At 45.6% G+C, this 23,436-nt stretch carries 25 protein-coding genes; 17 read left to right on the top strand and 8 right to left on the bottom strand.

Annotated elements, in window-relative coordinates; all coding sequences use genetic code 11:
• Nucleotides 1-59 precede the first annotated feature (59 nt).
• On the top strand, nt 60-485 hold the full coding sequence (locus tag D082_RS05410) for an EVE domain-containing protein (protein WP_028948700.1): 426 nt from the start codon (nt 60-62) through the stop codon (nt 483-485).
• A 26-nt stretch (nt 486-511) separates the two neighbouring features.
• Here D082_RS05410 and D082_RS05405 read toward each other — a convergent pair whose 3' ends face one another.
• Nucleotides 512-2,989: a hypothetical protein gene (locus D082_RS05405; RefSeq protein WP_238546856.1), complete on the bottom strand. Its 2,478-nt coding sequence runs from the start codon at nt 2,987-2,989 to the stop codon at nt 512-514.
• A gap of 828 nt (nt 2,990-3,817) precedes the next feature.
• Between D082_RS05405 and D082_RS05400 the strand changes: the two genes are divergently transcribed.
• The 3 genes from D082_RS05400 (at nt 3,818) to D082_RS05390 (ending at nt 5,615) form a co-directional block, all read left to right on the top strand.
• A complete protein-coding gene (locus D082_RS05400) occupies nt 3,818-4,375 on the top strand; it encodes a hypothetical protein (RefSeq protein WP_028948698.1) in 558 nt (185 codons plus the stop codon).
• A gap of 115 nt (nt 4,376-4,490) precedes the next feature.
• Nucleotides 4,491-5,273 carry a molecular chaperone gene (locus D082_RS05395; RefSeq protein WP_144428714.1) on the top strand — a complete coding sequence of 261 codons (783 nt, stop codon included), beginning with the start codon at nt 4,491-4,493 and terminating at the stop codon, nt 5,271-5,273.
• Nucleotides 5,274-5,339: 66 nt separating this feature from the next.
• A complete protein-coding gene (locus D082_RS05390) occupies nt 5,340-5,615 on the top strand; it encodes a hypothetical protein (RefSeq protein ID WP_071880778.1) in 276 nt (91 codons plus the stop codon).
• Nucleotides 5,616-5,617: 2 nt separating this feature from the next.
• Here D082_RS05390 and folK read toward each other — a convergent pair whose 3' ends face one another.
• The gene (gene folK, locus D082_RS05385) at nt 5,618-6,199 is read right to left on the bottom strand and encodes a 2-amino-4-hydroxy-6-hydroxymethyldihydropteridine diphosphokinase (protein ID WP_028948697.1); all 582 of its coding nucleotides are present in this window, start codon (nt 6,197-6,199) and stop codon (nt 5,618-5,620) included.
• Nucleotides 6,200-6,563: 364 nt separating this feature from the next.
• Here folK and D082_RS18990 point away from each other — a divergent pair, with 364 nt between their 5' ends.
• The 10 genes from D082_RS18990 (at nt 6,564) to D082_RS05335 (ending at nt 15,418) form a co-directional block, all read left to right on the top strand.
• The gene (locus D082_RS18990; protein ID WP_028948696.1) at nt 6,564-6,881 is read left to right on the top strand and encodes a mechanosensitive ion channel domain-containing protein; all 318 of its coding nucleotides are present in this window, start codon (nt 6,564-6,566) and stop codon (nt 6,879-6,881) included.
• A gap of 117 nt (nt 6,882-6,998) precedes the next feature.
• Nucleotides 6,999-7,838: a prephenate/arogenate dehydrogenase gene (locus D082_RS05375; RefSeq protein WP_028948695.1), complete on the top strand. Its 840-nt coding sequence runs from the start codon at nt 6,999-7,001 to the stop codon at nt 7,836-7,838.
• Between the two features lie 303 nt (nt 7,839-8,141).
• Nucleotides 8,142-9,776 carry a cbb3-type cytochrome c oxidase subunit I gene (locus tag D082_RS05370; RefSeq protein WP_028948694.1) on the top strand — a complete coding sequence of 545 codons (1,635 nt, stop codon included), beginning with the start codon at nt 8,142-8,144 and terminating at the stop codon, nt 9,774-9,776.
• A 66-nt stretch (nt 9,777-9,842) separates the two neighbouring features.
• Entirely contained in the window at nt 9,843-10,439 is a 597-nt protein-coding gene (locus D082_RS05365) for a cytochrome c oxidase subunit 3 (protein ID WP_028948693.1), read from the top strand.
• A gap of 177 nt (nt 10,440-10,616) precedes the next feature.
• Complete coding sequence (gene gmd / locus D082_RS05360; protein ID WP_028948692.1) at nt 10,617-11,705, top strand: GDP-mannose 4,6-dehydratase; 1,089 nt, start codon at nt 10,617-10,619, stop codon at nt 11,703-11,705.
• 43 nt (nt 11,706-11,748) lie between these two features.
• Complete coding sequence (locus D082_RS05355) at nt 11,749-12,687, top strand: GDP-L-fucose synthase (RefSeq protein ID WP_028948691.1); 939 nt, start codon at nt 11,749-11,751, stop codon at nt 12,685-12,687.
• A gap of 187 nt (nt 12,688-12,874) precedes the next feature.
• The gene (gene acsF / locus D082_RS05350; RefSeq protein ID WP_028948690.1) at nt 12,875-13,951 is read left to right on the top strand and encodes a magnesium-protoporphyrin IX monomethyl ester (oxidative) cyclase; all 1,077 of its coding nucleotides are present in this window, start codon (nt 12,875-12,877) and stop codon (nt 13,949-13,951) included.
• A gap of 282 nt (nt 13,952-14,233) precedes the next feature.
• On the top strand, nt 14,234-14,593 hold the full coding sequence (locus tag D082_RS18985) for an IS630 transposase-related protein (protein WP_038530303.1): 360 nt from the start codon (nt 14,234-14,236) through the stop codon (nt 14,591-14,593).
• A gap of 77 nt (nt 14,594-14,670) precedes the next feature.
• Nucleotides 14,671-15,081, top strand: coding sequence for a transposase (locus D082_RS18980; protein ID WP_238546855.1), 411 nt, complete (start codon nt 14,671-14,673; stop codon nt 15,079-15,081).
• Between the two features lie 70 nt (nt 15,082-15,151).
• Nucleotides 15,152-15,418: a hypothetical protein gene (locus D082_RS05335; protein WP_238546854.1), complete on the top strand. Its 267-nt coding sequence runs from the start codon at nt 15,152-15,154 to the stop codon at nt 15,416-15,418.
• A 19-nt stretch (nt 15,419-15,437) separates the two neighbouring features.
• On the opposite strand, the gene D082_RS05330 is transcribed toward D082_RS05335, so the two are convergent.
• The 3 genes from D082_RS05330 to D082_RS05320 all read right to left on the bottom strand — a co-directional run bounded on the left by D082_RS05330 (nt 15,438) and on the right by D082_RS05320 (nt 16,626).
• Entirely contained in the window at nt 15,438-15,983 is a 546-nt protein-coding gene (locus tag D082_RS05330) for a Uma2 family endonuclease (protein ID WP_081857617.1), read from the bottom strand.
• 147 nt (nt 15,984-16,130) lie between these two features.
• A complete protein-coding gene (locus tag D082_RS05325) occupies nt 16,131-16,376 on the bottom strand; it encodes a DUF2442 domain-containing protein (protein WP_038530295.1) in 246 nt (81 codons plus the stop codon).
• Nucleotides 16,360-16,626 (bottom strand): DUF4160 domain-containing protein, encoded by a 267-nt coding sequence (locus D082_RS05320; RefSeq protein WP_202963100.1) that lies wholly within the window; start codon nt 16,624-16,626, stop codon nt 16,360-16,362. The genes D082_RS05325 and D082_RS05320 overlap by 17 nt, the downstream gene beginning before the upstream one ends.
• A gap of 98 nt (nt 16,627-16,724) precedes the next feature.
• On the opposite strand from D082_RS05320, the gene D082_RS05315 reads away from it, so the two are divergent.
• The 3 genes from D082_RS05315 to D082_RS05305 all read left to right on the top strand — a co-directional run bounded on the left by D082_RS05315 (nt 16,725) and on the right by D082_RS05305 (nt 20,670).
• Nucleotides 16,725-17,582: a Na+-translocating NADH-quinone reductase subunit B gene (locus D082_RS05315; protein ID WP_038530288.1), complete on the top strand. Its 858-nt coding sequence runs from the start codon at nt 16,725-16,727 to the stop codon at nt 17,580-17,582.
• Between the two features lie 44 nt (nt 17,583-17,626).
• Nucleotides 17,627-19,474 carry a protein kinase family protein gene (locus tag D082_RS05310; protein ID WP_038530285.1) on the top strand — a complete coding sequence of 616 codons (1,848 nt, stop codon included), beginning with the start codon at nt 17,627-17,629 and terminating at the stop codon, nt 19,472-19,474.
• 194 nt (nt 19,475-19,668) lie between these two features.
• Nucleotides 19,669-20,670 carry a CHAD domain-containing protein gene (locus tag D082_RS05305; RefSeq protein WP_038530281.1) on the top strand — a complete coding sequence of 334 codons (1,002 nt, stop codon included), beginning with the start codon at nt 19,669-19,671 and terminating at the stop codon, nt 20,668-20,670.
• Between the two features lie 400 nt (nt 20,671-21,070).
• Here D082_RS05305 and D082_RS05300 read toward each other — a convergent pair whose 3' ends face one another.
• Genes D082_RS05300 through D082_RS05290 form a run of 3 tightly spaced genes read right to left on the bottom strand, consistent with a single transcriptional unit; the run spans nt 21,071 to nt 23,332 of the window.
• A complete protein-coding gene (locus tag D082_RS05300) occupies nt 21,071-21,709 on the bottom strand; it encodes a PAP/fibrillin family protein (protein ID WP_028946443.1) in 639 nt (212 codons plus the stop codon).
• Nucleotides 21,710-21,715: 6 nt separating this feature from the next.
• Complete coding sequence (locus D082_RS05295; protein WP_028946444.1) at nt 21,716-22,030, bottom strand: cupin domain-containing protein; 315 nt, start codon at nt 22,028-22,030, stop codon at nt 21,716-21,718.
• An 18-nt stretch (nt 22,031-22,048) separates the two neighbouring features.
• Nucleotides 22,049-23,332 carry an aspartate aminotransferase family protein gene (locus D082_RS05290; protein ID WP_028946445.1) on the bottom strand — a complete coding sequence of 428 codons (1,284 nt, stop codon included), beginning with the start codon at nt 23,330-23,332 and terminating at the stop codon, nt 22,049-22,051.
• Nucleotides 23,333-23,436: the final 104 nt, after the last annotated feature.

Here is a 23,436-nt window from a genome sequence, read left to right as displayed (position 1 = left end):
GGGAAAGCGCAGTAGACAAAACACTGTCTTTGCCAAGATCTTATATTCTCGGCTAAACCATGGCCCATTGGTTATTTCAAGGTAATCCCAAGTACTATCGCATTCTCCAAGCCATTGAAGAGCAAGAGCAATTGCCCTGGTTGGTAACCCGTTATGGCAAAGAGATTAAAGTTGGCGATCGGGCGTTGGTGTGGATGGCCGGGCCAGAGGCGGGAATTTATGCCATTGCCGAAGTAACCAAGCCGCCGGAAATCCATGGGGAACTACTGGACAAACAATATTGGTTAGTCCCTGACCAAGCAAAGTTAGATAAGCCAAGGGTGCAACTCACATTTTTACGTAAGTTGCTGGGACAACCTCTGCGCCGCCACGAGCTCAAACAGGATCAGATTCTTCGGGATTTGTCTGTCATTCGAGCACCCAATAGTACAAACTTTCGAGTTACAGAGGAGCAATGGCAACGGGTTTATGGCCTTAAAGGCTAGGGAACACCAGGATTATTTCCTATGACTCAGCCATGGTTTAGTAATTTAACTAACCAATTATGCTTCAGTTCTCCACAGGCGATCGGCCAGGCTTGACCCATTGTCATCTCCAAATCTTGGTTGTAAATTGCCGTTGTCAACAAATACAAAAGTTCAAAATCTATTCGATCTAATTCTTCCATCAGTTGAAACTGGCCATTGGCGGAGTTATTAAGTTTTTCAATTTCTTCCCGGCCAACTTTCCCTGTAATAGCTTTTTGGCGCTGATCTCGCCAGAGGTGAAATTTATGCCTTCTTTCCAAGATGACTAACTCGTTAAAATTCTTGATGTAGGTAGTGAACTGGCCACCACTCCGATGCAAAAATGCAATCACTGTTGAAGCTTGAGCAGTGCGGATCAAAATATGTTCTGGCAGTCTTTTTCTGCCTAAATTAAGAAAATCAGTTTTGAAAATCTCAACTGAACTAACAGCCTCTAAAATAATTTTCAATTTACCAATATCATCAGATTCAGTGATTATTTGTAACTTTTGGTAATCTTCCCTGAGGATTTGACGGTTTTGTTGAAAAAAATCTTTAATTTGCGTTTCGAACGATTTTTGGGAATCATTATCAGCGATAAGCGAGTTGAAACTAGAGACATCATCGGATTTGCTTACATTTTCTGCAAACACTGATGTGATTGGATTGTTTTGTTCGGGGGCAAAAAAATTTGCTAAACTGATGCCAATGTCGTAGATCTTTGTCTTTAAATCAACTAAGCTAGTTTCTACTAAACTAAGTCTTTTTTCAAAATCAAGACTTTTATTATTAATTTCATTGCCTTCTGTCAAAGTATGGGACATGCCAAAACCGTTGATTTTAGCAGAATAAATTTTAGATGCATTATTAATCAAGTGACGAATTGATGCTGACTGGGAAAGAGTATTAATTTCTTGCTCATTAAATAAGTCTCCAAGCTTGATCCCCATGGCATTGGCCTTAGCCATTAAAATCTGGCCCATGAGTTGATTGCTAGGACGGGTAAGATTGATCTGATATTGCCCTACTCTTTCCACCACCGAAGAATCCCATTGGGACTGGAAATATTGCCAGCGATCTGGAAAAAGATTTAGAATAATCAAGCAGTTTGGCACATGGGTAAAAATTTCTTTCAATGCCTCGCCAAAAGTAAGTAATAAGTTCTGGTTTTGTGGTAGACCCAATACTTCCAATTGATCGAATACCATTACCAACGGTTCATCTAACAAAGATAATTTACTGAAAACTGAAATTGCCTCCAGGGAAAAACCCTCTTTTCCTAAATTTTCTTGCCAATTGCTCAAATTCAACAGTTGAAGATCTTCTTCACTTAATTCTTGTCCTGCTAACCAGCGGGCAGTGGTCTGTTGACGGTAGCGTTCAGTATAACGACAAAATTTGATAATACCCTTGATAATTTCAGGGCTATTGCCCCCAATACCATAGTGCTCTATCCACCATTCAGTAGCTCTTTTTTCAATATGGTCCCAGTAATCTCGTTTTTTATCTGTTCCCTCTGCTCCCAATAACTCATAAAGATTTAATGGATTCTCATTAATAATATCAACTATATGCTGATCTTTTTGGGTTAGGCGAATATTTTTCATCTGGCTAATGAGTTTGGTAAAGCTATGGGCCAGTAAAAACTCTAGCTGACTATAGCTAGTGCCAGGGATTTGATATATAAATGATTCTAAAATACGACTATAGATGTGATAGATTACCGAATCTTGGTTATTGGGATGTCTTATGAACAAAACCCGATTTACCTCTAGAATTTCCTTGGTCAAACGCATCATCAAATGGGTTTTTCCTGAACCAGGAATCCCTGTAACTACAACTCCCTTCGATTGTCGATTTTTATCTTGCTTCACCTGCTGAATAATTGTCTTTAGTTGTTCAAATTCCTGATGATAAATGGCTTTCTCGTCTACGTGTTCTTGAAAAGGCGTGTCAACGCGACTAGAGGAAAAAGGATTGATGATACAATTCATTGATTTCAATAAGGGGTTATGATTCTGTAAAAAATTGTATAGCTGATAAGTAAAAAGAGTGTCGTAGCGGGCACGGTGAGCTTCTCCCTGATTAAAGTACTTGTCTCCAATTTTCAAAAAAAATTTTTTACTTAAGAACTCAAGTGAATAACTGTTCAATCCAGGATATTTTTTTTTGGCCAACTCAACTGTACATTGGCTTTTTATTGGCCGCCAAGGAATTCCTACCTGCAGGCAACTATTTCGCAACACTCGGCAATCGTGCTCAGCATAATGGAAAATCACTAAATACCCTTGGGTAATACGCCAAAAATTTTGCAAAACCTCTTTGAGGGGAGAAATTTTGAGTCCTCGGGCCCTATCCGCTAAGGCTTCGTCGATTAGGGCTTCGTATACTACTTGGCCATTATGGTCAACAATGCAAATTTCCCTAAGTGTTTGGGAGCCTTCAGAATCAACTACGAAAAAGGAATCAGTCCGTTCTATCATTGCATTTAAAAGTAAACGTACCTATATCAACCATATTAGCGACAAGGTAACTTCAATTCCCTAGGCGACTGACTGAGTAGAGCATAAACGCTTATCACCCCCAGCAAAGTGCTAAAACAGCATTTTTCCACAAGCCCAGGCTACAAAAGCAATTTTGCTCCCAGACTCTGTTTTTCAAAAAGCAGAAGCCCTAGTTTGGCAATTGACTTGTCCCGTAGTGGGCTTTATACGAAGTTTTTACCCCAGGCAGTATCGATATTATTGTTGTCGCCATCATTACTGCCAGGACTAGGTTAGTGGAAGTTCCGAGCCCCTTCTTTCATCCCACGGGGAATCGGTCCTATCCCGGCGATCGCCAGTTGATGTTTTCCTAATCTTAATGGTGGATAAAGTTTTTCTGATAGAACTGGCTGATTCTTTGCCTAAATATTGATGGAGCAGGCAGATGAAGGTTTGCGGATGGTTTTATTTCTCTAGCCTTGATAAATTGACTCGGTTAACACAACTTTATAATTTTATCCTTGAAAAACCATTAAGAATTGATATAAAAAGCTCTATTTTTCAGGAAAACCCCGACTTGATCCAGATATCAAGAAAATGTGATCTAAATCACAATTAATGAGTGACTAGGGACAATAAATTTCTCTATTTATGTAGATTTAGTTACAAAAAATCGTATTTATACGGAGTGGCAGATAAGCTAAATTTAGCCAAATTCCAGTGTTAGTGCCAGTACGAACACATTGCCACTTCCCTACAATAAAGGAGTAAAGAAAAAAACAACATTCATTTCCCAAGACCAAGGTCACGGGAAGGAGGCGACAGATTATGTTCACTAAATTCAATCAAGTTCTTCTAGCTTCTGGTTTGGTTATTAGTTCCGCTGTAATGTTAAGTCCCGCCGCTTTTGCTGAAACTGCAAACAGTGGAGTTGTTACAACAGGTACACCTGCCGCTTTTGCTGCAATCAATGTGACCGGCTCCGGCAATAGTTTTCCTGTGACTTACAACACCGCAATTACTGACCAAACAATAGCTACCGTTGCTTATTCAACTAATGTTATTGGAGATTGGAATATCAAAGCCCAAGGCGGAAATACAGGTCAGGAAGGAGAATTGGTTGCATCTGGTTTGACGGCTACCATTCCCTACCAAGTTCGGATAGGTTCAGGGAGTTATGTCACCCCGGTAGCCTCGGCTGATTTGGCCGGAGCAACACCACTGATTAGCGGAGAGATTCTAGCAAGTGACACGGGTGTCCTTGATGTTACCGGTGCTCAACTGCAAATTAAAATCCTTGCCGCTGACACCAAAGTTCCAACTGCAACGGGAGCTGGCTCAGCCTACAGTGAAACTGTAACTCTTGTATTCACTTCTGGTCAATAAATTGTTTGTCAAACTTCAATGAAGAGGGGGTGATTCCTGCTAACAAAAGGAAAAGGGAGTTACCCCTACTAAGTTTGAAGTTAGAATATAAGAAAGTGTAAGGAGGATTAACTTTGTGACCAATTTGAATAAGCTTGGTTTTTGTTTATCACTTCTTATGGGCTCGCTTTTGAGTTTTCCTACCCCATCAATTGCTGGAGGAAACTTTCAACTCTCTCCTAACGTGGTTGTTTTAGCACCATCAGGACAGGGGGCAGTCGAAAGCCTTTTTGTGGCCAGTACGGGGGATGAGCCCGTGGCCGTCCAGATTAGGATGGTTAAACGAGAAATTGACCAGGATGGAACAGAAACCAATGTTGAGGACGATGAAAATTTTTTAGTTTATCCACCTCAAATGATCGTTGCTCCTGGCCAGCAACAAGTAGTCCGAGTTACTTGGCTTGGAGAAACTGACTTGACTGAAGAATTGGCTTACAGAGCCGTTGTGGAACAGGTTCCTGTAAATTTAGCACCCCAGCAGGTTCAAGAAGTTGACGGCATCCCCATATCTATTACCCTGACTTCCACATATATCGCTTCTGTTTACATAGCGCCAACTGGAGCCAAAGGAAATCTCATTCTTGAGGGTGCAACTTCCAATAAAGACAATAACGGACAAACACAACTTGTATTAACCTTTCAAAATCAAGGGAATGCACGTGATTATGTCGGGAATGTTCGACAGTCTTTGAAGTTAGTTTCTGTAGACTCTCCTGAAAAACATGTGGTTATCCCCGGTGAGAAGATACAAGACGAACGAGGCACTGTGATTCTTCCAGGAAATAAACGCCGCTTTGTTCTGCCCTGGCCCAAAGAATTGCCCGTTGGCCCCGTTACTGCCACTTTTACCACCAACTAATTACTAGCCGATCGCCGGGAAAGATTGCGTATGGGGCATCCCTAGCTTCGGCTCGGAGGTGTTCCCGTGCGCTTATTTATTTTTCCCCTTAGTCTGGCAATTACATTGAGTCCTAGCTTGGCCATGGCCGAAACGGTTAATACCGCCGTAGTTATCCCCAAGCCAGTCAGGAGTCTGGTGCTTAAGCCCAACGCCACAGAAGGTTACGCCCAGACCATGCGGGAACCCAGGGCCCCTACCGCTCCAGGACTAAAGGTTGACCAAGTTTCGCCTCCAGCGATCAACTTTCGAGGGAAAGGTAACGATTGGGCCCCTCCTTCGGAAGCCTTTTTGAAAAATTAGTGCTAAACCGTAAGCACCCCTGGGGAAAGAATTTGCTCCGCTTTAATTTCCCCTTTTGACTGGAGATCTGAAGATATGGGCCACACGGTAGTGCAATCTACCAGTTCAGCTAGTTGGGTGATGGTTTTACCTGACCGGGGATCAATCCAGTCCGGGGCAATTTCCCTTAGGGGCACCAAGACGAAGGGACGGAAACGCATTTGGGGATGGGGAATTTCCAGGTTGGCCTGTTTCAATTGGCGATCGCCATAGAAAATTAAATCCAGATCCAAGGTACGGGGGCCCCACTTCTCCAGACGGATGCGGCCAAATTTTTGCTCAATGGTCAGTAATACCTGCAACAACTGCTGGGGGGACAAACACACCCGTAGAGTTACACAACCATTGATATAGTCCGGTTGGGGTGGACCAAAGGCATGGCTCCGGTACCAACTAGAACAGCGCTCCACTTCAATGCCCTGTACCAAACTCAACTCGGCGATCGCCCCTTGGAGATTTTCCACCACTGGGCCGACGTTGCCCCCCAGGCCTACCACTGCCCTATGGCATCCTTGTTGAAAATCTGTAGGGGAAATGGGGGCCATAGAAATGGGGACAAACAATCCATCTCATCCTATCAAAAACTTTCGACCCCAAGTTCCTAAACCGGTGTCAACTTCTTTACAGTACTTGCACTGAACTTGCACCGAGGTTATTAGTAGTATTTTTTGACTTATTTGATATTGCACTGGCTGTTAAGATGGCGGTGAGTTATTGCCAAAAAGTGACAAAACTTCCCGTTCTTCTACCATGCTTTTCATCGGCCAAGCCATGTATTTCCCCCTGCTCTGGATTGGAGTAACTTGAATGGGCAAAGTGTGTGGTATTTTTGTCCGTAGCTTCCCCAATAATTGGGCCAAGGAATAGCAATTCTACGACGAACAATCTAACCGTTACATCCTCAGGGTAATGACCTATTCTCTCGCCATCAAAAGGGGAATTGCGATGTTGCTAACCATGGTCGGCATTCTGGGGACTATTTGGCTATTTGGTATTAATCCTCTGGTTTTGGGCAGCTTGGGTGGAGTGGCGTTTGTGCTGGCTTTTTTGGGCAGAAATGTAGTGGAAGATATGCTCAACGGCCCCCTCATTCTTTGGACAGATCGTTATGCCATCGCTAATGTGGTGCAAATTGGCAACGTGTTTGGTTTGGTGGAAAATATGAATATCTACGATTACCCAACTGCGGGGGCCAGAAGGTCGTTTAAGTACTATTGCCAACGGTAAAATTTCCGTAGTGCAAAATCTAACTACCGTACTAGTGTGGCAATGGCGGTTTAACAACTTCTCTGGCATTGTTGAGGAACTTTAGGGCATTTTTAGTCAAAAACTAATTAAAATCAGATGAAAATTGGCGTTGTTGGTTTGGGTTTAATTGGTGCCTCCCTGGCAGGGGATTTGCGTCGTCGGGGCCATTATCTAATGGGAGTTTCTCGGCAACAAAGTACCTGTGAAAAAGCGGTGGAGAGACAATTGGTGGATGAAGCAGGGCAAGATCTAAGTCTTTTGCAAACAGCGGAAATTATTTTTCTTTGTACTCCTATTCAGCTAATTTTGCCTACCCTGGAAAGGTTAATTCCCCACCTAGCACCCACGGCCATTGTCACTGATGTGGCCTCCGTAAAAATGGCGATCGCCGCACCGGCTAGTAAACTTTGGCCGGGATTTATTGGCGGTCATCCCATGGCGGGTACTGCGGCCCAGGGCATTGACGGGGCAGAGGAAAATTTGTTTATCAATGCTCCCTATGTGCTTACTCCCACAGAATATACTGACCCGGATCAACTGGCTTGTTTGCGTTCAGTGTTGGAACCCCTGGGGGTAAAAATTTACCTTTGTACTCCGGCGGACCACGACCAAGCGGTGGCCTGGATTTCCCATTTGCCAGTGATGATCAGTGCCGCTTTAATCCAAGCCTGTGCTGGGGAAAAAGATGCAAATATCCTTAATTTAGCCCAAAACTTGGCCAGTTCAGGTTTTCGGGATACCAGCCGAGTGGGGGGCGGCAACCCGGAGTTGGGCACCATGATGGCCACCTATAACCAAAGGGCTTTGCTAAAAAGTTTGCAAGATTATCGTCAACAGTTGGACAACCTCATTAGCCTGATTAATGACCAACAATGGTCGGAACTCCATCGTCTTTTACAACAAACCAACGGCGATCGGACTAATTACATTCAATAAACCAACGGCGATCGCCAGAGCCGTTCCAAGCAACTAATCTTCACAATCTGCCAATTGGTTGACGGCGATTATCAAATGAAACTGTTGCGAGGAGATGGCCCCATTGTCCCTTCCCAATTTTCCGGCTTGAATTTAAACGCAAGACAAGTATTAGCCTATGAAAGATAGGGATAGATAGATTTGGAACGGCGATCGCCAGAGAGAATTGGGTCTGAGAGCTAGAACAAATTTAGGAACATTGGGGCCCCCTGCATAGCTTTCTGTTACAAATAAACAAGCACTGCCCTTTCTTGCTCAGACGGCATGACGAACCATATAACCACACCAGCCCCCTTCCACCGCCCCTGGCACGACTACCTCAAATTCAGCACTGATCACAAAGTTATTGGCATTCAATATCTGCTCATGTCCTTCTGCTTTTTCCTTGTAGCAGGACTGTTAGCCATGATTATCCGGGCGGAATTACTTACTCCCCAATTGGATGTGGTGGACCGTAGCCTCTACAACGGTCTATTTACCCTCCACGGCACCATCATGATTTTCCTCTGGATTTTTCCGGCCAATGTGGGGTTAGCAAATTATTTGATTCCCCTGATGATCGGCGCTAGGGATGTGGCCTTTCCGATATTAAATGCGATCGCCTTTTGGTTAATGCCAGTGGTGGGAGTGTTATTGATTGGTAGCTTTTTTCTGCCCACAGGGACAGCCCAGGCGGGCTGGTGGTCCTATCCCCCGGTGAGCATCCAAAATCCGTCGGGCAATTTCATTAATGGTGAATTTCTCTGGTTGTTGGCGGTGGCTATTTCTGGTGTTTCCTCGATTATGGGGGGGGTTAACTTTGTCACCACCATCTGGAAATTGCGAGCCCCAGGTTTAACCCTGTTAAAAATGCCCGTTTACGTCTGGACAATTTTGAGCGCCCAGATTTTGCAACTCTTTTGCCTACCAGCATTGACCGGCGGGGCAGTGATGCTATTGTTTGACCTCTCCTTTGGCACCACCTTTTTTGATCCCTTTAACCAGGGCAACCCAATTATTTATCAGCATTTATTTTGGTTCTATTCCCACCCAGCCGTTTACGTCATGGCACTACCCGCCTTTGGGGTATTTTCGGAAATATTACCCGTTTTTGCCCGTAAACCTCTCTTTGGTTACAAAACCGTCGCTATTTCTTCTTTTCTCATTGCTATCCAAGGGACTTTCGTTTGGGTACACCACATGTTTACCAGTGCCACCCCCAACTGGATGCGGATGTTTTTCATGGCCAGCACCATGCTCATCGCTGTACCCACGGGCATAAAAGTTTTAGCCTGGACAGCAACGGTGTGGCGGGGCAGTTTGCGACTTAAAACCCCCATGCTGTTTTGCTTAGGGGGAATTATCATGTTTCTCTTTGCCGGTATTACGGGCATTATGCTAGCTTCTGCTCCCTTTGATTTGCACGTCAATAACACCTATTTTGTGGTGGGGCATTTCCATTATGTGGTCTTTGGCACCGTGACTATGGCCATTTACGGAGCGATCTATTTTTGGTTTCCGAAAATGACTGGGCGTATGTATAACGAAGCCTGGGGTAAACTCCATTTTGTGTTGACCTTTATTGGCGCTAATTTAAACTTTTTCCCCATGCATCCCATTGGTTTACAGGGCATGTTACGGCGCATTTCTTCCTATGATCCGCAATATACCAACTGGAACGTAGTGGCTAGCTTGGGGGCATTTCTGCTGGGCATGTCTACTTTGCCTTTCATTGCCAATCTGGTAGCCTCCGCCTTCCAGGGCCAAAGGGTGGGCAATAATCCTTGGAATTCTTTGGGCTTGGAGTGGACCATACCTTCACCGCCGCCTGAGGAAAATTTTGTGGTGATACCGACTATTACTAAAGAACCCTATGGCTACGATCGCCCGACGGATTTAACGGCCGAAGTAACTACCTAATATCAGATTTCTCCCCTGTTGACTTTGTTAACTGAGCAACTATGAGCAACTATTTGAGGCAATCCCATGGAATCAGGTAATCATCTCCCCAGTCCGTCCCCCGTTGAAGAGCAAGAACCTGATAATTTGGGCTTTGGCTTTCCCGTCTTTTTACTGTCGGAAAGTGTCGTATTTCTCAGTTTTTTCATCACCTACACTATCCTGCGGCTCACCCATAAGCCCTGGTTTCCTCCCGGAGTAGACGGTTTGGATGTGACCAGGGGAGCCATTAACACCGTGGTTTTGGTCACCAGCAGTGGAGCAATTATCTTAGCGGAAAGGGCTTTGCACCGGGGTCAGATCAGACTGTTTCGCCTACTCTGGTTAGCCACCATCAGTCTCGGTATTGTTTTCCTGTTTGGCCAGGCGGCGGAGTGGGCCGGCATGCCCTTTGGCCTGGATGCGGGATCCGTCGGGGGAACTTTCTTTTTACTAACCGGTTTTCACGGACTGCACGTTTTTACCGGCGTCTGTCTTTTGCTTTATATGTATTGGCGCTCCCTACAGCCCCACAATTTTGATCGGGGCCATGAAGGGGTGACGGCGATCGCCTTGTTTTGGCATTTTGTTGATGTAATTTGGATTATTCTGTTTATTTTGCTTTACCTCTGGCCAGTAAATTAGGGGAGGTTTTTAGGGTAAAGACTAGGCAGCAATGGAAAAGAGCCTACTACCAATCAATTGAACGACTGGCCGCTTGAAGACAAAGAAAGTCCCAGAACAGTCAACAGTCCCCATCTCGGCAAAGACTCTGATATTTTGGAGAGAACGTTTTTTGGGTCACGGGGAAAGTTTAAATTAATGTCACAGTCTAAGGTTGCTTTGCTCACGGGTATCACAGGGCAGGATGGCTCTTATCTAAGTGAACTACTGCTGGAAAAGGGTTACCGAGTTCATGGCATCATTCGCCGCACTTCCACCTTCAACACCGATCGTATTGACCATCTTTACGTTGATCCCCACAATGCTGAGGCGAAACTCAGACTCCATTACGGGGACCTGACCGACGGCACCACTCTCCGGCGGATTTTGGAAGAGGTGAAGCCGACGGAAATTTATAATCTGGGAGCCCAATCCCATGTGAGGGTCAGTTTTGATGCGCCGGAATACACAGTGGACTCCGTGGCCATGGGCACTTTACGATTATTAGAAGCTATTCGGGACTATCAACAAAGAACGGGCATTCAGGTGCGTTTTTACCAAGCTGGCTCCTCGGAAATGTTCGGTAAAGTACAGGAAATTCCCCAGAAAGAAACTACACCCTTTTATCCCCGCAGTCCCTACGCCTGTGCCAAGGTTTATGGTCATTGGCAAACGGTGAACTATCGGGAATCCGATGACTTATTCGCCTGTAATGGCATTTTGTTCAACCATGAATCTCCCCGCCGTGGAGAAACCTTTGTAACTCGAAAAATTACTAGGGCGATCGCCAGAATTGTGGCCGGTACCCAGCAGAAACTTTATCTGGGCAATATTGATTCCAAGCGGGATTGGGGCTATGCCAAGGATTATGTGCGGGCCATGTGGGCCATGTTGCAACAGGAACAACCCGATGATTATGTGGTGGCCACCGGGGAGACCCACGAAGTGAAGGAATTCTTAGAAATTGCCTTTGGTTACGTCAATCTCAATTGGCAAGATTACGTAGCCTTTGATGAACGCTATTTGCGTCCCGCCGAAGTGGATTTATTAATTGGCGATCCGGCCAAAACTAAAACCCAATTGGGTTGGGAACCCTCGGTCACCTTTACGGAATTAGTTCATTTGATGGTGGAAGCGGATTTGGCTGTCCTTGGTTTAACTTCCCCCAACCAGAGTGGAAGGATTCAGGAGCTGATGGCCCAGGATATGGCTTTCATTCGGGGCCAGAATGGCCATGCGGTCGATTAATCAACCCACCCCCTTTCCTAACTAAATCTTTCCCTAACCAACCATGCTTTCCCTAGAAAATCAACGTATTTTAGTCACTGGCGGGGCCGGTTTCCTCGGTAAACAAGTTGTTGCCCAATTGATCGCGGCCGGTGGCGATCGCCAAAAAATTACCATTCCCCGCTCCAAAGATTGTGATTTACGACAAGCAGAAGCCTGTGAACGGGCGGTGGCTAACCAGGATATAGTCATTCACCTGGCGGCCCATGTGGGGGGCATTGGTCTCAACCGGGAAAAACCGGCGGAATTGTTCTACGACAATCTGATGATGGGAGCACAATTAATCCATGCGGCCCACCAGGCGGGGGTGAAAAAATTTGTGTGTGTAGGGACCATCTGCGCCTATCCCAAATTTACCCCGGTACCCTTTAGGGAAGAGGACTTATGGAACGGCTACCCCGAAGAAACCAACGCCCCCTACGGTGTAGCGAAAAAAGCCCTGCTGGTGCAGTTGGAATCCTACCGTTTACAGTACGGTTTCAATGGCATTTACCTTTTGCCGGTGAACCTCTACGGCCCGGAGGACAACTTCGATCCCCGTAGTTCCCACGTTATTCCCGCCTTAATCCACAAAGTTTACGAAGCCCAAAAAGCTGGAGAAAAACAATTACCCGTTTGGGGCGACGGTAGTCCCACCAGAGAATTTCTCTACTCCACCGATGCGGCCCGGGGTATTGTTATGGGCACCCAAGCCTACGACAAAGCGGATCCAGTTAACCTAGGCACTAATTTTGAAATTTCCATCAAGGATCTAACCGAATTAATCTGTGAACTGATGGAGTTTGATGGGGAAATTCTGTGGCAAACGGATCAACCCAACGGCCAACCCCGCCGCTGTTTGGACACCACCAAAGCTAAAGCGGAATTTGGTTTTGCGGCCCAGATGAGCCTGCGGGAAGGATTAAAAAACACCATTGACTGGTATAGGCAACAACGGGGGTAAATACCGCACAAAGTTCCGTTTGAGACAAAACACGTAACAGTTTGTAACAGTTGTCCCTCCTTCCTAGAAACCCCGTTTCAACCCTTGTTACACTAGGCATTACCTTTTGCCCGTTGCTTTGATGGCGAGCAGACTCTGCTATTGAATTGATTGGAAACCTGTTAAGGAAACTATTTTAAACAACTCTATGGTTAATACCCTCGAAAAGCCTGGATTTGATGAAATCCGCCCCGGTGTGAAGACTCCCGCCAAGGAAACTATCCTCACCCCCCGGTTTTACACCACCGACTTCGATGAGGTGGCCGCAATGGATATTTCCCCCAACGAAGACGAGTTGCGGGCCATCCTGGAAGAGTTTCGGGTGGATTACAACCGCCATCACTTTGTCCGCAATGAATCCTTTAACAAATCCTGGGATCACATTGACGGCGAAAAACGCAAGTTATTTGTCGAATTCCTAGAGCGTTCCTGCACCGCCGAATTTTCCGGCTTCTTACTCTACAAGGAATTGGGCCGCCGTCTCAAAAACAAAAATCCCCTGTTGGCGGAGTGCTTTAACCTCATGTCTCGGGATGAAGCCCGCCATGCTGGTTTCCTCAATAAAGCCATGTCCGACTTTAACCTGTCTTTGGATTTGGGCTTTTTGACCAAGAGTCGTAAATATACCTTCTTCAAACCAAAGTTTATTTTCTACGCCACCTACCTTTCCGAAAAAATTGGCTACTGGCGTTACATCACCATTTATCGCCATTTGGAGAAAAATCCCAACGATTGCATCTATCCCATTTTCGAGTTCTTTGAAAACTGGTGTCAGGATGAAAATCGCCACGGAGATTTCTTTGATGCGATTATGCGGGCTCAACCCCACACCCTCAACGATTGGAAAGCTAAGCTCTGGTGTCGTTTCTTCCTACTCTCTGTCTTTGCCACCATGTATCTCAACGATACCCAACGGGCAGATTTCTATGCCTGTTTAGGTTTGGAAGCCCGGAGCTACGACAAGGAGGTAATTGAGAAAACCAACGAAACCGCTGGGCGGGTATTCCCCATTATTCTCGATGTTAATAATCCGGAATTTTATGACCGCCTAGAAACCTGTGTTAGCAATAACGAACAGTTACGGGCGATCGATGCTTCCGGTGCCCCTGGTTTTGTTAAAGCCGTGCGGAAGTTACCCATCTTTGCTTCCAACGCTTGGCATTTCGTCAAACTCTATTTGATGAAACCCATTGCAGTGGATCAATTGGCTGGAGCCGTGCGCTAGGCCACTAGATTAATAAATTCCGCTGAAATATGCCTCAGATTTTCCCCATAGGAGAACTCTCTGGGGCATTTTTGTTTGATGGAAAAGTATCGCTATTGCATTAGTTTAGTTATAGTCATTTCAAATAATTTCGAAACTGCTTAAGTCTTTATTGACAAGCTTTTGAGTGAATTTGACTGCCTCAGTCTTACTAGAAACGACTATGGCTAACTGAAATAAGAGTGGGGCGGACGGTATGTATAATGCTATATTATAAATAATGACTAAACTAATAAGCAACTTATGGCATACGATCTAGATTTACGACTAAGAGTAATAAGTTTTCTAGAAGAAGGGAATGGTGTAACGAAGGCATCAAAAATATTTAGGGTAGGTAGAGAGACAATTTATAGATGGTTAAGCCGGGAAAATCTGGAACCAACGAAGGTAAAGAACCGGCGTCGGAAGATAGATATAAAAGAGCTGGAGAAAGATGTGATGGAAAATCCGGATATGCCGATGAAAGAGAGAGCAAAGAAATTCGGTGTAACTGCTAGCGCACTGTCATATAGATTTAAAGAAATGGGAATTACGAGAAAAAAAAACAGTTACTATATAAAGAAAGAGATGAAAAAAAAAGAGCAGAATATCAAAAAATCCTGAAAGAGCTAATTCTAATTTATGGGGTTGCAAGCCTTGTATTCATAGATGAGGCTGGTTTTGAGGAATTTGTCTCTTCAGTGTACGGATGGTCAAAAAGAGGAGAGAGAGTATATGGGGAAAGGCAAGGAAAAAGAGGAAAGAAAGAAAACCTTGTGGCAGGTAGAAGAAAAAACAAAAAAGAGCTGATAGCACCGATGCTATTTAGTGGAAGTTTAAATGCCGAAGGTTTTGAAGGATGGCTTGAATTATACCTGATACCTGCATTAACAATTCCATCGGTATTAATTATGGATAATGCGCCTATTCATAGAAAGACTAGGATTAAAAAAATAGTAGAAGAGGCAGGACATACAGTTTTGTTTTTACCTACCTACTCGCCAGATCTTAATGACATAGAGCATGATTTTAGTGCATTGAAAAGAGCAAGAACATACGCCTCTCCAGGTGTAAGCATAGATGAAATTATTCGTAACTACTGTGTAGCGTAGTGTCCCATAGTTAATTTAACTAGCTATATCTCTTCAAACTGGTCAGGATGGAATTGAGATTGACATTTTGGTGGTCAACGGAAAAGAGGCGATCGCCATTGAGGTGAAAAGTAAATTAAGTCAAGATGATGTGGATGAACACCTGGAAAGATTGGGTAAATTCAAGCGACTGTTGCCCCGTTATCAAAGTTTTAATCTTCTTGGTGCAGTGGCGGCCATGGTTATTCCTGGGGATGTGGCCCGCTATGCCTATAGAAAAGGATTATTTGTGATTGCCCAATCGGGGGAAGATTTAGTCATTCTCAATGATGGGAAGTTTAAACCCCAGGCTTGGTAAAACATCCAAATTTTCATCGTTAGCGTTGTCGGGTCATGGCCATTACGTCATCAACAGTCAAAGTCAAAAGATTGTCTAACGTGGGTGGATTTTCCAGTCCCTGATAGATTAAAGGTAACGATTCCTGATTCCAAACCCAGATTTGTTGACGATAAATATCAATGAGCCAAGCGAGTTTTGTCCCATTAGTCAAACAATGCAGAATTTTGGTTTGCAGGCTAAGAATATTTTGATCGGGGGACAGAATTTCGATTAACCAGTCCGGCGCTCTCTTCAATGGCCCATCTTCATCCGCCAGGAGATCGCTTTTTACAACAGCAATGTCAGGTACGGGGGAAAATGGGGGCACAATACAGCGCAATTCCTGGATGGCTTCATAATCCCTGGTTTGCACATTGATGGCGTTGACCAGATTACGCTGTAAGCGGGAATGAAACAACGTCGGCATGGGTTTCTGTTGGGCCTGCCCCCGGATAAATTCCCAGGCTGGGGAAGCCTCAATTTCTGTGCGTTGTAGAAACAGATCCAGATTGTCAGTGAGCAGAGGTAACTGCATTATCTGCACAGCCCAAGGGAATAGGTACTCCAAATAAACTTAGTATAGTCTCCCCCCAAAAGAATGCCTAGACAGACTTTTTCTGCTTAGCAATAAATTCAGGAAGTTTGGTTTGATTGCGTTTTTTCTTCCACCACAGTCCTAGGTCAGTTCTTCCTATCCTAATCTTCCTTCTAAAATGCCAACAACGGATAAATCTTCGTCCAAGCTTGCCCAATGGAGTCCTGTTCCCCCACAAATCAATTCAACTTCTGCTAACTGTTCCGAGCTTGCTTTTGCTAATCGTTTATTTTTGTGGGCAGGGAAACGAATCTCCCGCTCATCCTGTAGGCGAATACAAATCCATCGACTCTCAATCCATACCCTCTCGGCTTGAATGGTTTGTTCAGATGCCAAAAACATTGTGCCACTTGCTCCTGATCAAATCTAGATTATCAACAATTAATTTTTCTGCTCTAACAATTTGTTTTGTTTTTAGGCTTTTAGCATAATCCAGCTCAACGGGTTCAATCCAAAACTTGGCATACCCGCCCCCGTGCCTAACATGAACATGCATTGGCTCCTGGCCTTCGTTAGCATAAAAAAAGAAGACATATCCCTCTGCTCTGAAGATTTCTGGCATTGAACTTGTCGGAGAGGCGTTTCCAGGCATCACTCACTGACCTCATTCCTCATTTTACGCTGTTCCTGGTAGGTTTCAAGGCTCCGAAATATCTTCTAAGATGGAAATACTTTTTGCCCAAAAAACCCATGCTAATTACTGATCGTGATGCCCGGGATTACCAGATTATTTTTCTCTGTAGCTTTCTGAGTTTGGGTATTCTGGCCAGGGATTGGAGTTTGGACCCCTTGGCGATCGCCGTTGTTTTGACCACTACCCTGGCGGTGCAATCTTTATTCACCATCAATCAACAGGGAAATTTTGGCCGTTGGTTTTCCTTGGATACCTGGCAAAGTCTTGGGGGACATCGGGGTTGGAAAAGTGCTCTGATTACTGGGTTAGGGCTTTGTTTACTGCTGCGAGCTAACCATCTATCCACCCTAGTGTTAGCAGCGGCCCTGGCGATCGCCAGCAAATTTTTGTTGCAAGCCTGGGGTAAACATTGGTTTAATCCGGCCAACTTTGGCATTATTGCCGCCCTGACTTTAACGGGGGATGCTTGGGTTTCTCCGGGGCAATGGGGCACGACCCTTTGGCTAGGGGCAATTTTTCTGGCTGCTGGGGGTTTAGTGTTGGGCAAAGTGGGACGTTGGGACACATCGATAATGTTTTTGACGGTCTATGCTGGGTTGGATTTAGCCCGCAATGCTTGGTTAGGTTGGCCCCCAGAAGTTAGTTTCCATCATCTGGAAAATGGCAGTTTGCTGGTGTTTGCCCTGTTTATGCTCACCGATCCCCGCTCCATTCCCAATGGCCGTCCCGGTCGTTTACTCTGGGCCACGGCGATCGCCATTTTTAGCCTAATTTTGCAATATTACTTCTACCTGCCCACCGCTTTGTTCTGGGCCTTGTTTTGTCTTTCGCCCCTGACGGTATTGCTGGACCGGAAATTTCCCGCCCCCCGTTTTCAGTGGTGGCAGAAGAACGACCCCGTGCCATCAAATTAGGCTAGGATGTGCCATCGGCTGGATAACTTTTTCCTTTTCCCTCGATGCCCCAATCCCTCTCCCTGGGCCAACGCCTCGATGACCGTTACCTGATTGAACTCCATTTAGGACAAAATTCCCTTGGTCAGCAATATCTGGCCCACGACACCCACCGCTTTGATGAACCCTGCACCATCAAAGTTTTGACTGCGCCCCCCGGGGATAAAGCCGGAAATTTGTTTAAGCAACAGGCGGAAATACTCTACTGCCTCGACCATCCCCAAATTGCCAATTTTCGGGAATTTTTTGCTCTGGGGTCAGAGCTTTACCTCGTCCAAGATTTTGTTGAAGGACAATCATATTTCGATTTGCTCAAAGACCGCCGCCGTCAGGATCGGGTTTTTACGGAGTTGGAGGTGCGCCAATGGTGGGGTCAAATGCTACCGGTTTTGTACTATCTCCACAGCCAAAAAATTTGCTACGGCCAGATTGGCCTCAGTAACATAGTGCGCCGTACAGTGGATGGGCTGCCAGTGTTGGTGGATTTTAGCCATAGTCAACATTATTGCGATACTCCAGGGGAAGACCAACGGGATTTAAGGGGTTTAGGCCTGGGGGCGATCGCCTTGCTGACGGGGGAAGTTAACCCTAATCCACCCTGGGAAAACCTTTTGTCCTCCGTTGTCCTAAGTCAGGAATTTCGCCAGTTATTACTGCAATTACTAGCTTGGCCTCCCCTGGTGGATTTGCCTACTTTGGGGGACAATCTGAACAACTCGCCCCAGCATTTTTTGCCTACAGTGGCTGATTTTAATCCAATGTTCACCATGCCAGAGCAAACTGATAATGGCGTTGGTAAATGTAGCCCTGGGGAACCCCTTCTCCCCATAATCCATCGGTCTCCTGAATCTTCGTCTTCTTCCCCAACAGTAAAAACTATGGTCCAAGTCCAGGAGTTTAAAGGGTTTGTGCAAAAATTGCTTATCCTGCTGGGGTTGATGGCGATCGCCATGGCCCTAGGCTGGGGAGCAGGGCAGTTATGGCTACATAATCAACAAAGGGCGGCGTTGGAGAAATTGGAACGGGAAGAACCAGGGAATGATGCGCCGGAAAAAACCGATTTAGAGATTAAAAATGAAATTCGGGCCCGCCGACTAAATTTAGGCATTTCTCCCCAACGATTTCAGACCTTGGTGGACGATGGTTTAGCTTTTCAGTTGGCCATTGACCCCCAGCAAAGGTTGGAAAATAGCCCCAATACCAATGGTACACCCCCTAACCTCGGCTCTCCGGAGCAACAGATGGCCATGACCATCACTGTGTTGGATGCCTTGGAAGGTTTGAGTCGGGAAGCCACGAGGGATTTTGCCCAAAACAATTCCGGCGATCGCCGCCGCTGGATTCCGAGGGTAAATCAATTGCGTCTTAGCAGCCGTAGCTTTTACGATTTGGTCAATGCCCGTTTCCGTAACCATTTACCCATGGTCAGCCCTGCTTTATTGGGGGAACCGGAATTTGAGCAACGGCCCCTAGCCCAGATATGGAATGCCATGGCCTTTGATAGCTTGGCTAGCCTAGAGGATGAAAGCCATTACCAAAGACTGAGTTTTGACGACGCCGATCAGCTCAACCTCAATGGCACCCTAGAGCCGGGAGAAGGCTACGCCTATGCCATTACCATTCCCCCCACGGAGGAATTTAGCCTACAATTAACCGCCCCTCCCACCGCTCGTATTTCCTTCTATCCCCCCACTGGGCCGGAAGTGATTTTGCAAAATTCCGCCATTCACCGCTGGTCTGGTCCCACAGATCAAACCGGTTATTACGAGTTGGTAATCACATCGACAGCAGAGGAGCCGATCGCCTTTGAACTGGAACTAAGCATCATTCCCGCCAGTGTTGACCCATTTTGAGGCGATGTAGAACCATCAATGTTTTCCTTGGATGAAGAAAAAATATCGCCAAAAGAGCCAATGGCGAATAGGGTCAATTTTTCCCCAGAACTTGCCTGCCAAACCAGACTTCTTAACCCAATCATAATCTTGTCAAAGGCTCAAATTCCTATCCTAGGATGGAGATAACGGAGCATTTGGGTGATTTGTCTGACATGGAAACAACACATAGTTTTGGTGATCGAGCAGTTCTCGCTTTCGGCAAGCACATTGGAAAAATCTTTAAATACGTCCCTAGGGTGCTAAAAGACCACGACCCAGAAGATCTGCATCAGTTGCGGGTGGGGGTACGACGGTTAAGAACGGCGATCATTGGTTTTAGGTCGGCAGTAGAATTACCCCAAGGCGTTACAGAGAAAAAAGTGGGGAAAATGGGTCAAAAATTGGGAATACAACGGGACAATGATGTTTTGCAGGAAATTTTAGTCCATAAATATTTACCCCATTTGCCAACATCAGAACAAGCTTGTTTGGAAAAAGTTTTAAAACGTTTACAAAAGGAACGGAAACAGACGTTTAAAGCCACTTATAAACTATTAACCCACGACAGATTTACTCGGTTTCAACGGAGTTGGGAAGTATGGCTAGAATATCCCCAACTTACCACCCTCAGTGGTTTGGCGATCGCCGATGTATTGCCAGATTTATTGTTGCCCCAACTTAGCCAGTTTTTTCTTCATCCCGGTTGGTTAGTAGGCACAGAGATTGACCGCGACACTAATAGTTCAACGCGACAACGTCACTGCATTGACCTCAGTCCATCTGCCATTGCAACTTTGCTGGACGGGGAAGAATTAATTTTGCACGATTTACGCAAAGAAGCAAAACGCACCCGTTACCAAATGGAGTTATTTAGTGATTACTACGGGGAAGAATATCAACAATTATTGGCCCAGGTAAAAATGACCCAAGAAATCCTCGGCAATTTGCAAGATAGCTTCGTTTTGAGGGCCATGGTGGAGCAATACCTTGATGTGGACTTAAAACAAATCTGCCCCCAGTGGAATGCTATTTTCCATGGCGATCGCCTGGGATATTGGGCCCAATGGCAACCTTTACAAAGCCAGCTTATTGACCCTGATTATCGTCACCAATGCCGCCAACTCCTACAAAATCCCCTTGTAAACAGTGACCAGTCAACCCCTAGCAACCTTTGAAGTTTGTGCCTGATAGTTGCCAAACTGAAGAAAAAATTGGGGAAGTTATCGATCACCCCCCCTGGATCGGGAAATTTAGTGTTATGCACCTGGAACTATCCCTCTTTCGTCAGTCTGAGCAGGAAATTTCAGACCAAATCACCAAAACCCTTTGATAGCATAGGTTTTAGGGATCGTACCCAATAAAAATTCCATCTCCTATTTTTTCTCTTCAAATAATCCTGAGAGACATATCTGGTAAGAACCTCAGCGATTCAAGTTTATAGTCGTTTTTAGTAAGACTGAGACATTCAAATTCACCGAAAAGCTTGTCAATAAAGACTTAAGCAGTCTCGCAATTATTTGAAATGACTATAAATTTGTTTCCGAGATCGACGGAAGAGGGATATTATCAATGTCATCAAAGTATTTGGCACACTTTTGATAGAACAAAAAGGCTCCCTTCTCCACCCCGGCCAATTCTGAAATCTTCATCAATATAAGTAATTTCCAAAAAGGGAATCCGACCTTCTGGCGATCGGGCTGGTACCACTTTTGCGGGATCTAGTTTAGCCGTGGCAATGCCCATCACTTTTTGCACAGAGATTATTCTTTCTAAAAATTCCACATTGATGCGTTTATCCGGCAACACAGCTCCGGCCGGTTTAGCAATTTCAAATTTGGCTGTTACTTTGACATAACCTTTTGCTAAACCTAGGGGATGGTAAACAAAGGCTTGATTAAGAAACGATTGGTTAGGAACATCAATAATTTGATAAATACGGCCAACTTTCAGCCCTAGGGGTAACTTATCCAGTGACCTAATTTCCCTGGCGGTGGAGTAATTTAACCACCAATTACCATCTAACAATTGTGGCGAGTATAACAACGGTGACAAGTTGGGATTTAAGGCTTCGATCGCCGTTACCAGGGATTCAATCTGTTCGCAGGTGGTGGCAGGTAAAGTGCGGTTGGTGAGGGGAGCGCCCCGCTTTGCTTTTTGTAGTGGTTGGATTAAGGTTGATAGTTTTTGCTTTAAAGTTTGACGCTCTAGGGACATGGTAATTTAACTAAAATGTAAAGCTAGCCAAATGCAAGGGGGTTGTTGGCTAGTAAATGTTACCCGATGCTTTTTTCGGGCGGGAATGAGTAGATAATCACCCTGATTTAGGCTGATTAATTCCCCCGTGTCATAGGTGATTTCTGCCTTGCCTTGCAGTAAAACTACCCATTCTGCGCGGTCTTGGTCATACCATTCCCCTGCCGGGGTGATTTGCCCACTGGAAACAATGCGCTCCAGGGTAATGTTGGAGTTTTGCAGGAGAAGGTCAAACTGTTCTTGATCCGGCAGAGGATCGGGTAATTGCCAAAGGTTACCCATTTACTGAATTGCTGAAAATCACAGCAATTTGGCGATCGTCCGATGGAGAATTGACACGGCTTGGTCAATTTCCGCTTCCGTTACCACCAGGGGCGGCACAAAGCGTAACACTTTCGGGCCAGCGGGAGCTAGGAGCAAACCTTCTTCCATGGCGGTTTTGACAATGTCGATGGAAGTAAGGGAATTTTCGGCACTAATTTCCAAACCGTTAATTAAGCCCCAACCCCGGACTTCCGTAAAAATGGTGGGATATTGACTTTTGATGACTTCCAAACCGCTGCGGAGTTGTTCTCCCCGGGCTTGGACATTATCCAAGAGGCGATCGCCTTCGATGGTTTTTAACACTGCTAGCCCAGCGGCACAGGCAAAGGGATTACCGCCAAAAGTGCTGGCATGGTTCCCCGGCTCAAACACGTCGCAGAATTTTTTGCACATCATCGCCCCGATGGGAATGCCCCCAGCTAGACCCTTAGCACTGGTGAAAATATCCGGCTCTACGCCCAAATGCTCATAACCCCACAGTTTGCCGGTACGTCCTACTCCCACCTGTACTTCGTCAAAGACCAGCAAAATATCGTTTTGGTCACAAATCTCCCGTACCCGTTTGAAATAATCCAAATCTCCCGGACGGACTCCCCCTTCCCCCTGTAACGGTTCTAGGAAAATTGCCGCCACCCGACTGTTGCCTTCATCTAAATCCGCCACTTTATTTTCCAAAGAACGAATATCGTTATAGGGCACATAATCGAAACCCGGTACCAAAGGATCGAAATATTGCTGATATTTAGGCTGGCCGGTGGCGGTGATGGTGGCTAGGGTACGACCGTGGAAACTGGCTTTAGCTGTGAGAATAACCGGCTGTTCAAGGAAATCTAGGACGGTGTGGGCATATTTTCGCACTAATTTAATGGCTGCTTCGTTGGCTTCTGCTCCGGAGTTGCAAAAGAAAACCCGATCCGCACAGGAATGGTCCACAATCCATTTGGCTAGTTCCCCCTGCTCAGGAATATAGTACAAATTAGAAACGTGGTGCAGTTTTTGGATCTGTTCAGATACCGCCTCCACCAAAGCTGGATGGGCATGGCCCAGAGTACAGGTGGCAATACCCGCGACAAAATCAAGATAACTTTTTCCCTCGGTGTCCCAGAGTGTACTTCCCTGTCCCCTGGCGATCGCAATGGGAAAACGGCCGTAGGTTTTCATCACATAGGCATCGAAATCGTCTGGGTTAAAAGCTTTGTCTCCATGGGATGCTGGCTGGGAAGGAAAGGCTTGGGGTTCGACGACGGGGGAATAACTCACGGTGGGCTCCTAACGCGCTAGACTGGCCAAATTTGGAAGATGGGCTTCAGATCCCCCGGGTAAGGGCACTGAAAATAATCGTTTCCTGATCTTAAATCGACTAA

The organism is Synechocystis sp. PCC 6714 (assembly GCF_000478825.2).
Taxonomy (GTDB): domain Bacteria; phylum Cyanobacteriota; class Cyanobacteriia; order Cyanobacteriales; family Microcystaceae; genus Synechocystis.
Note: the sequence above shows the minus strand (reverse complement) of the source record. Positions and strands in the feature narration are given on the sequence as shown.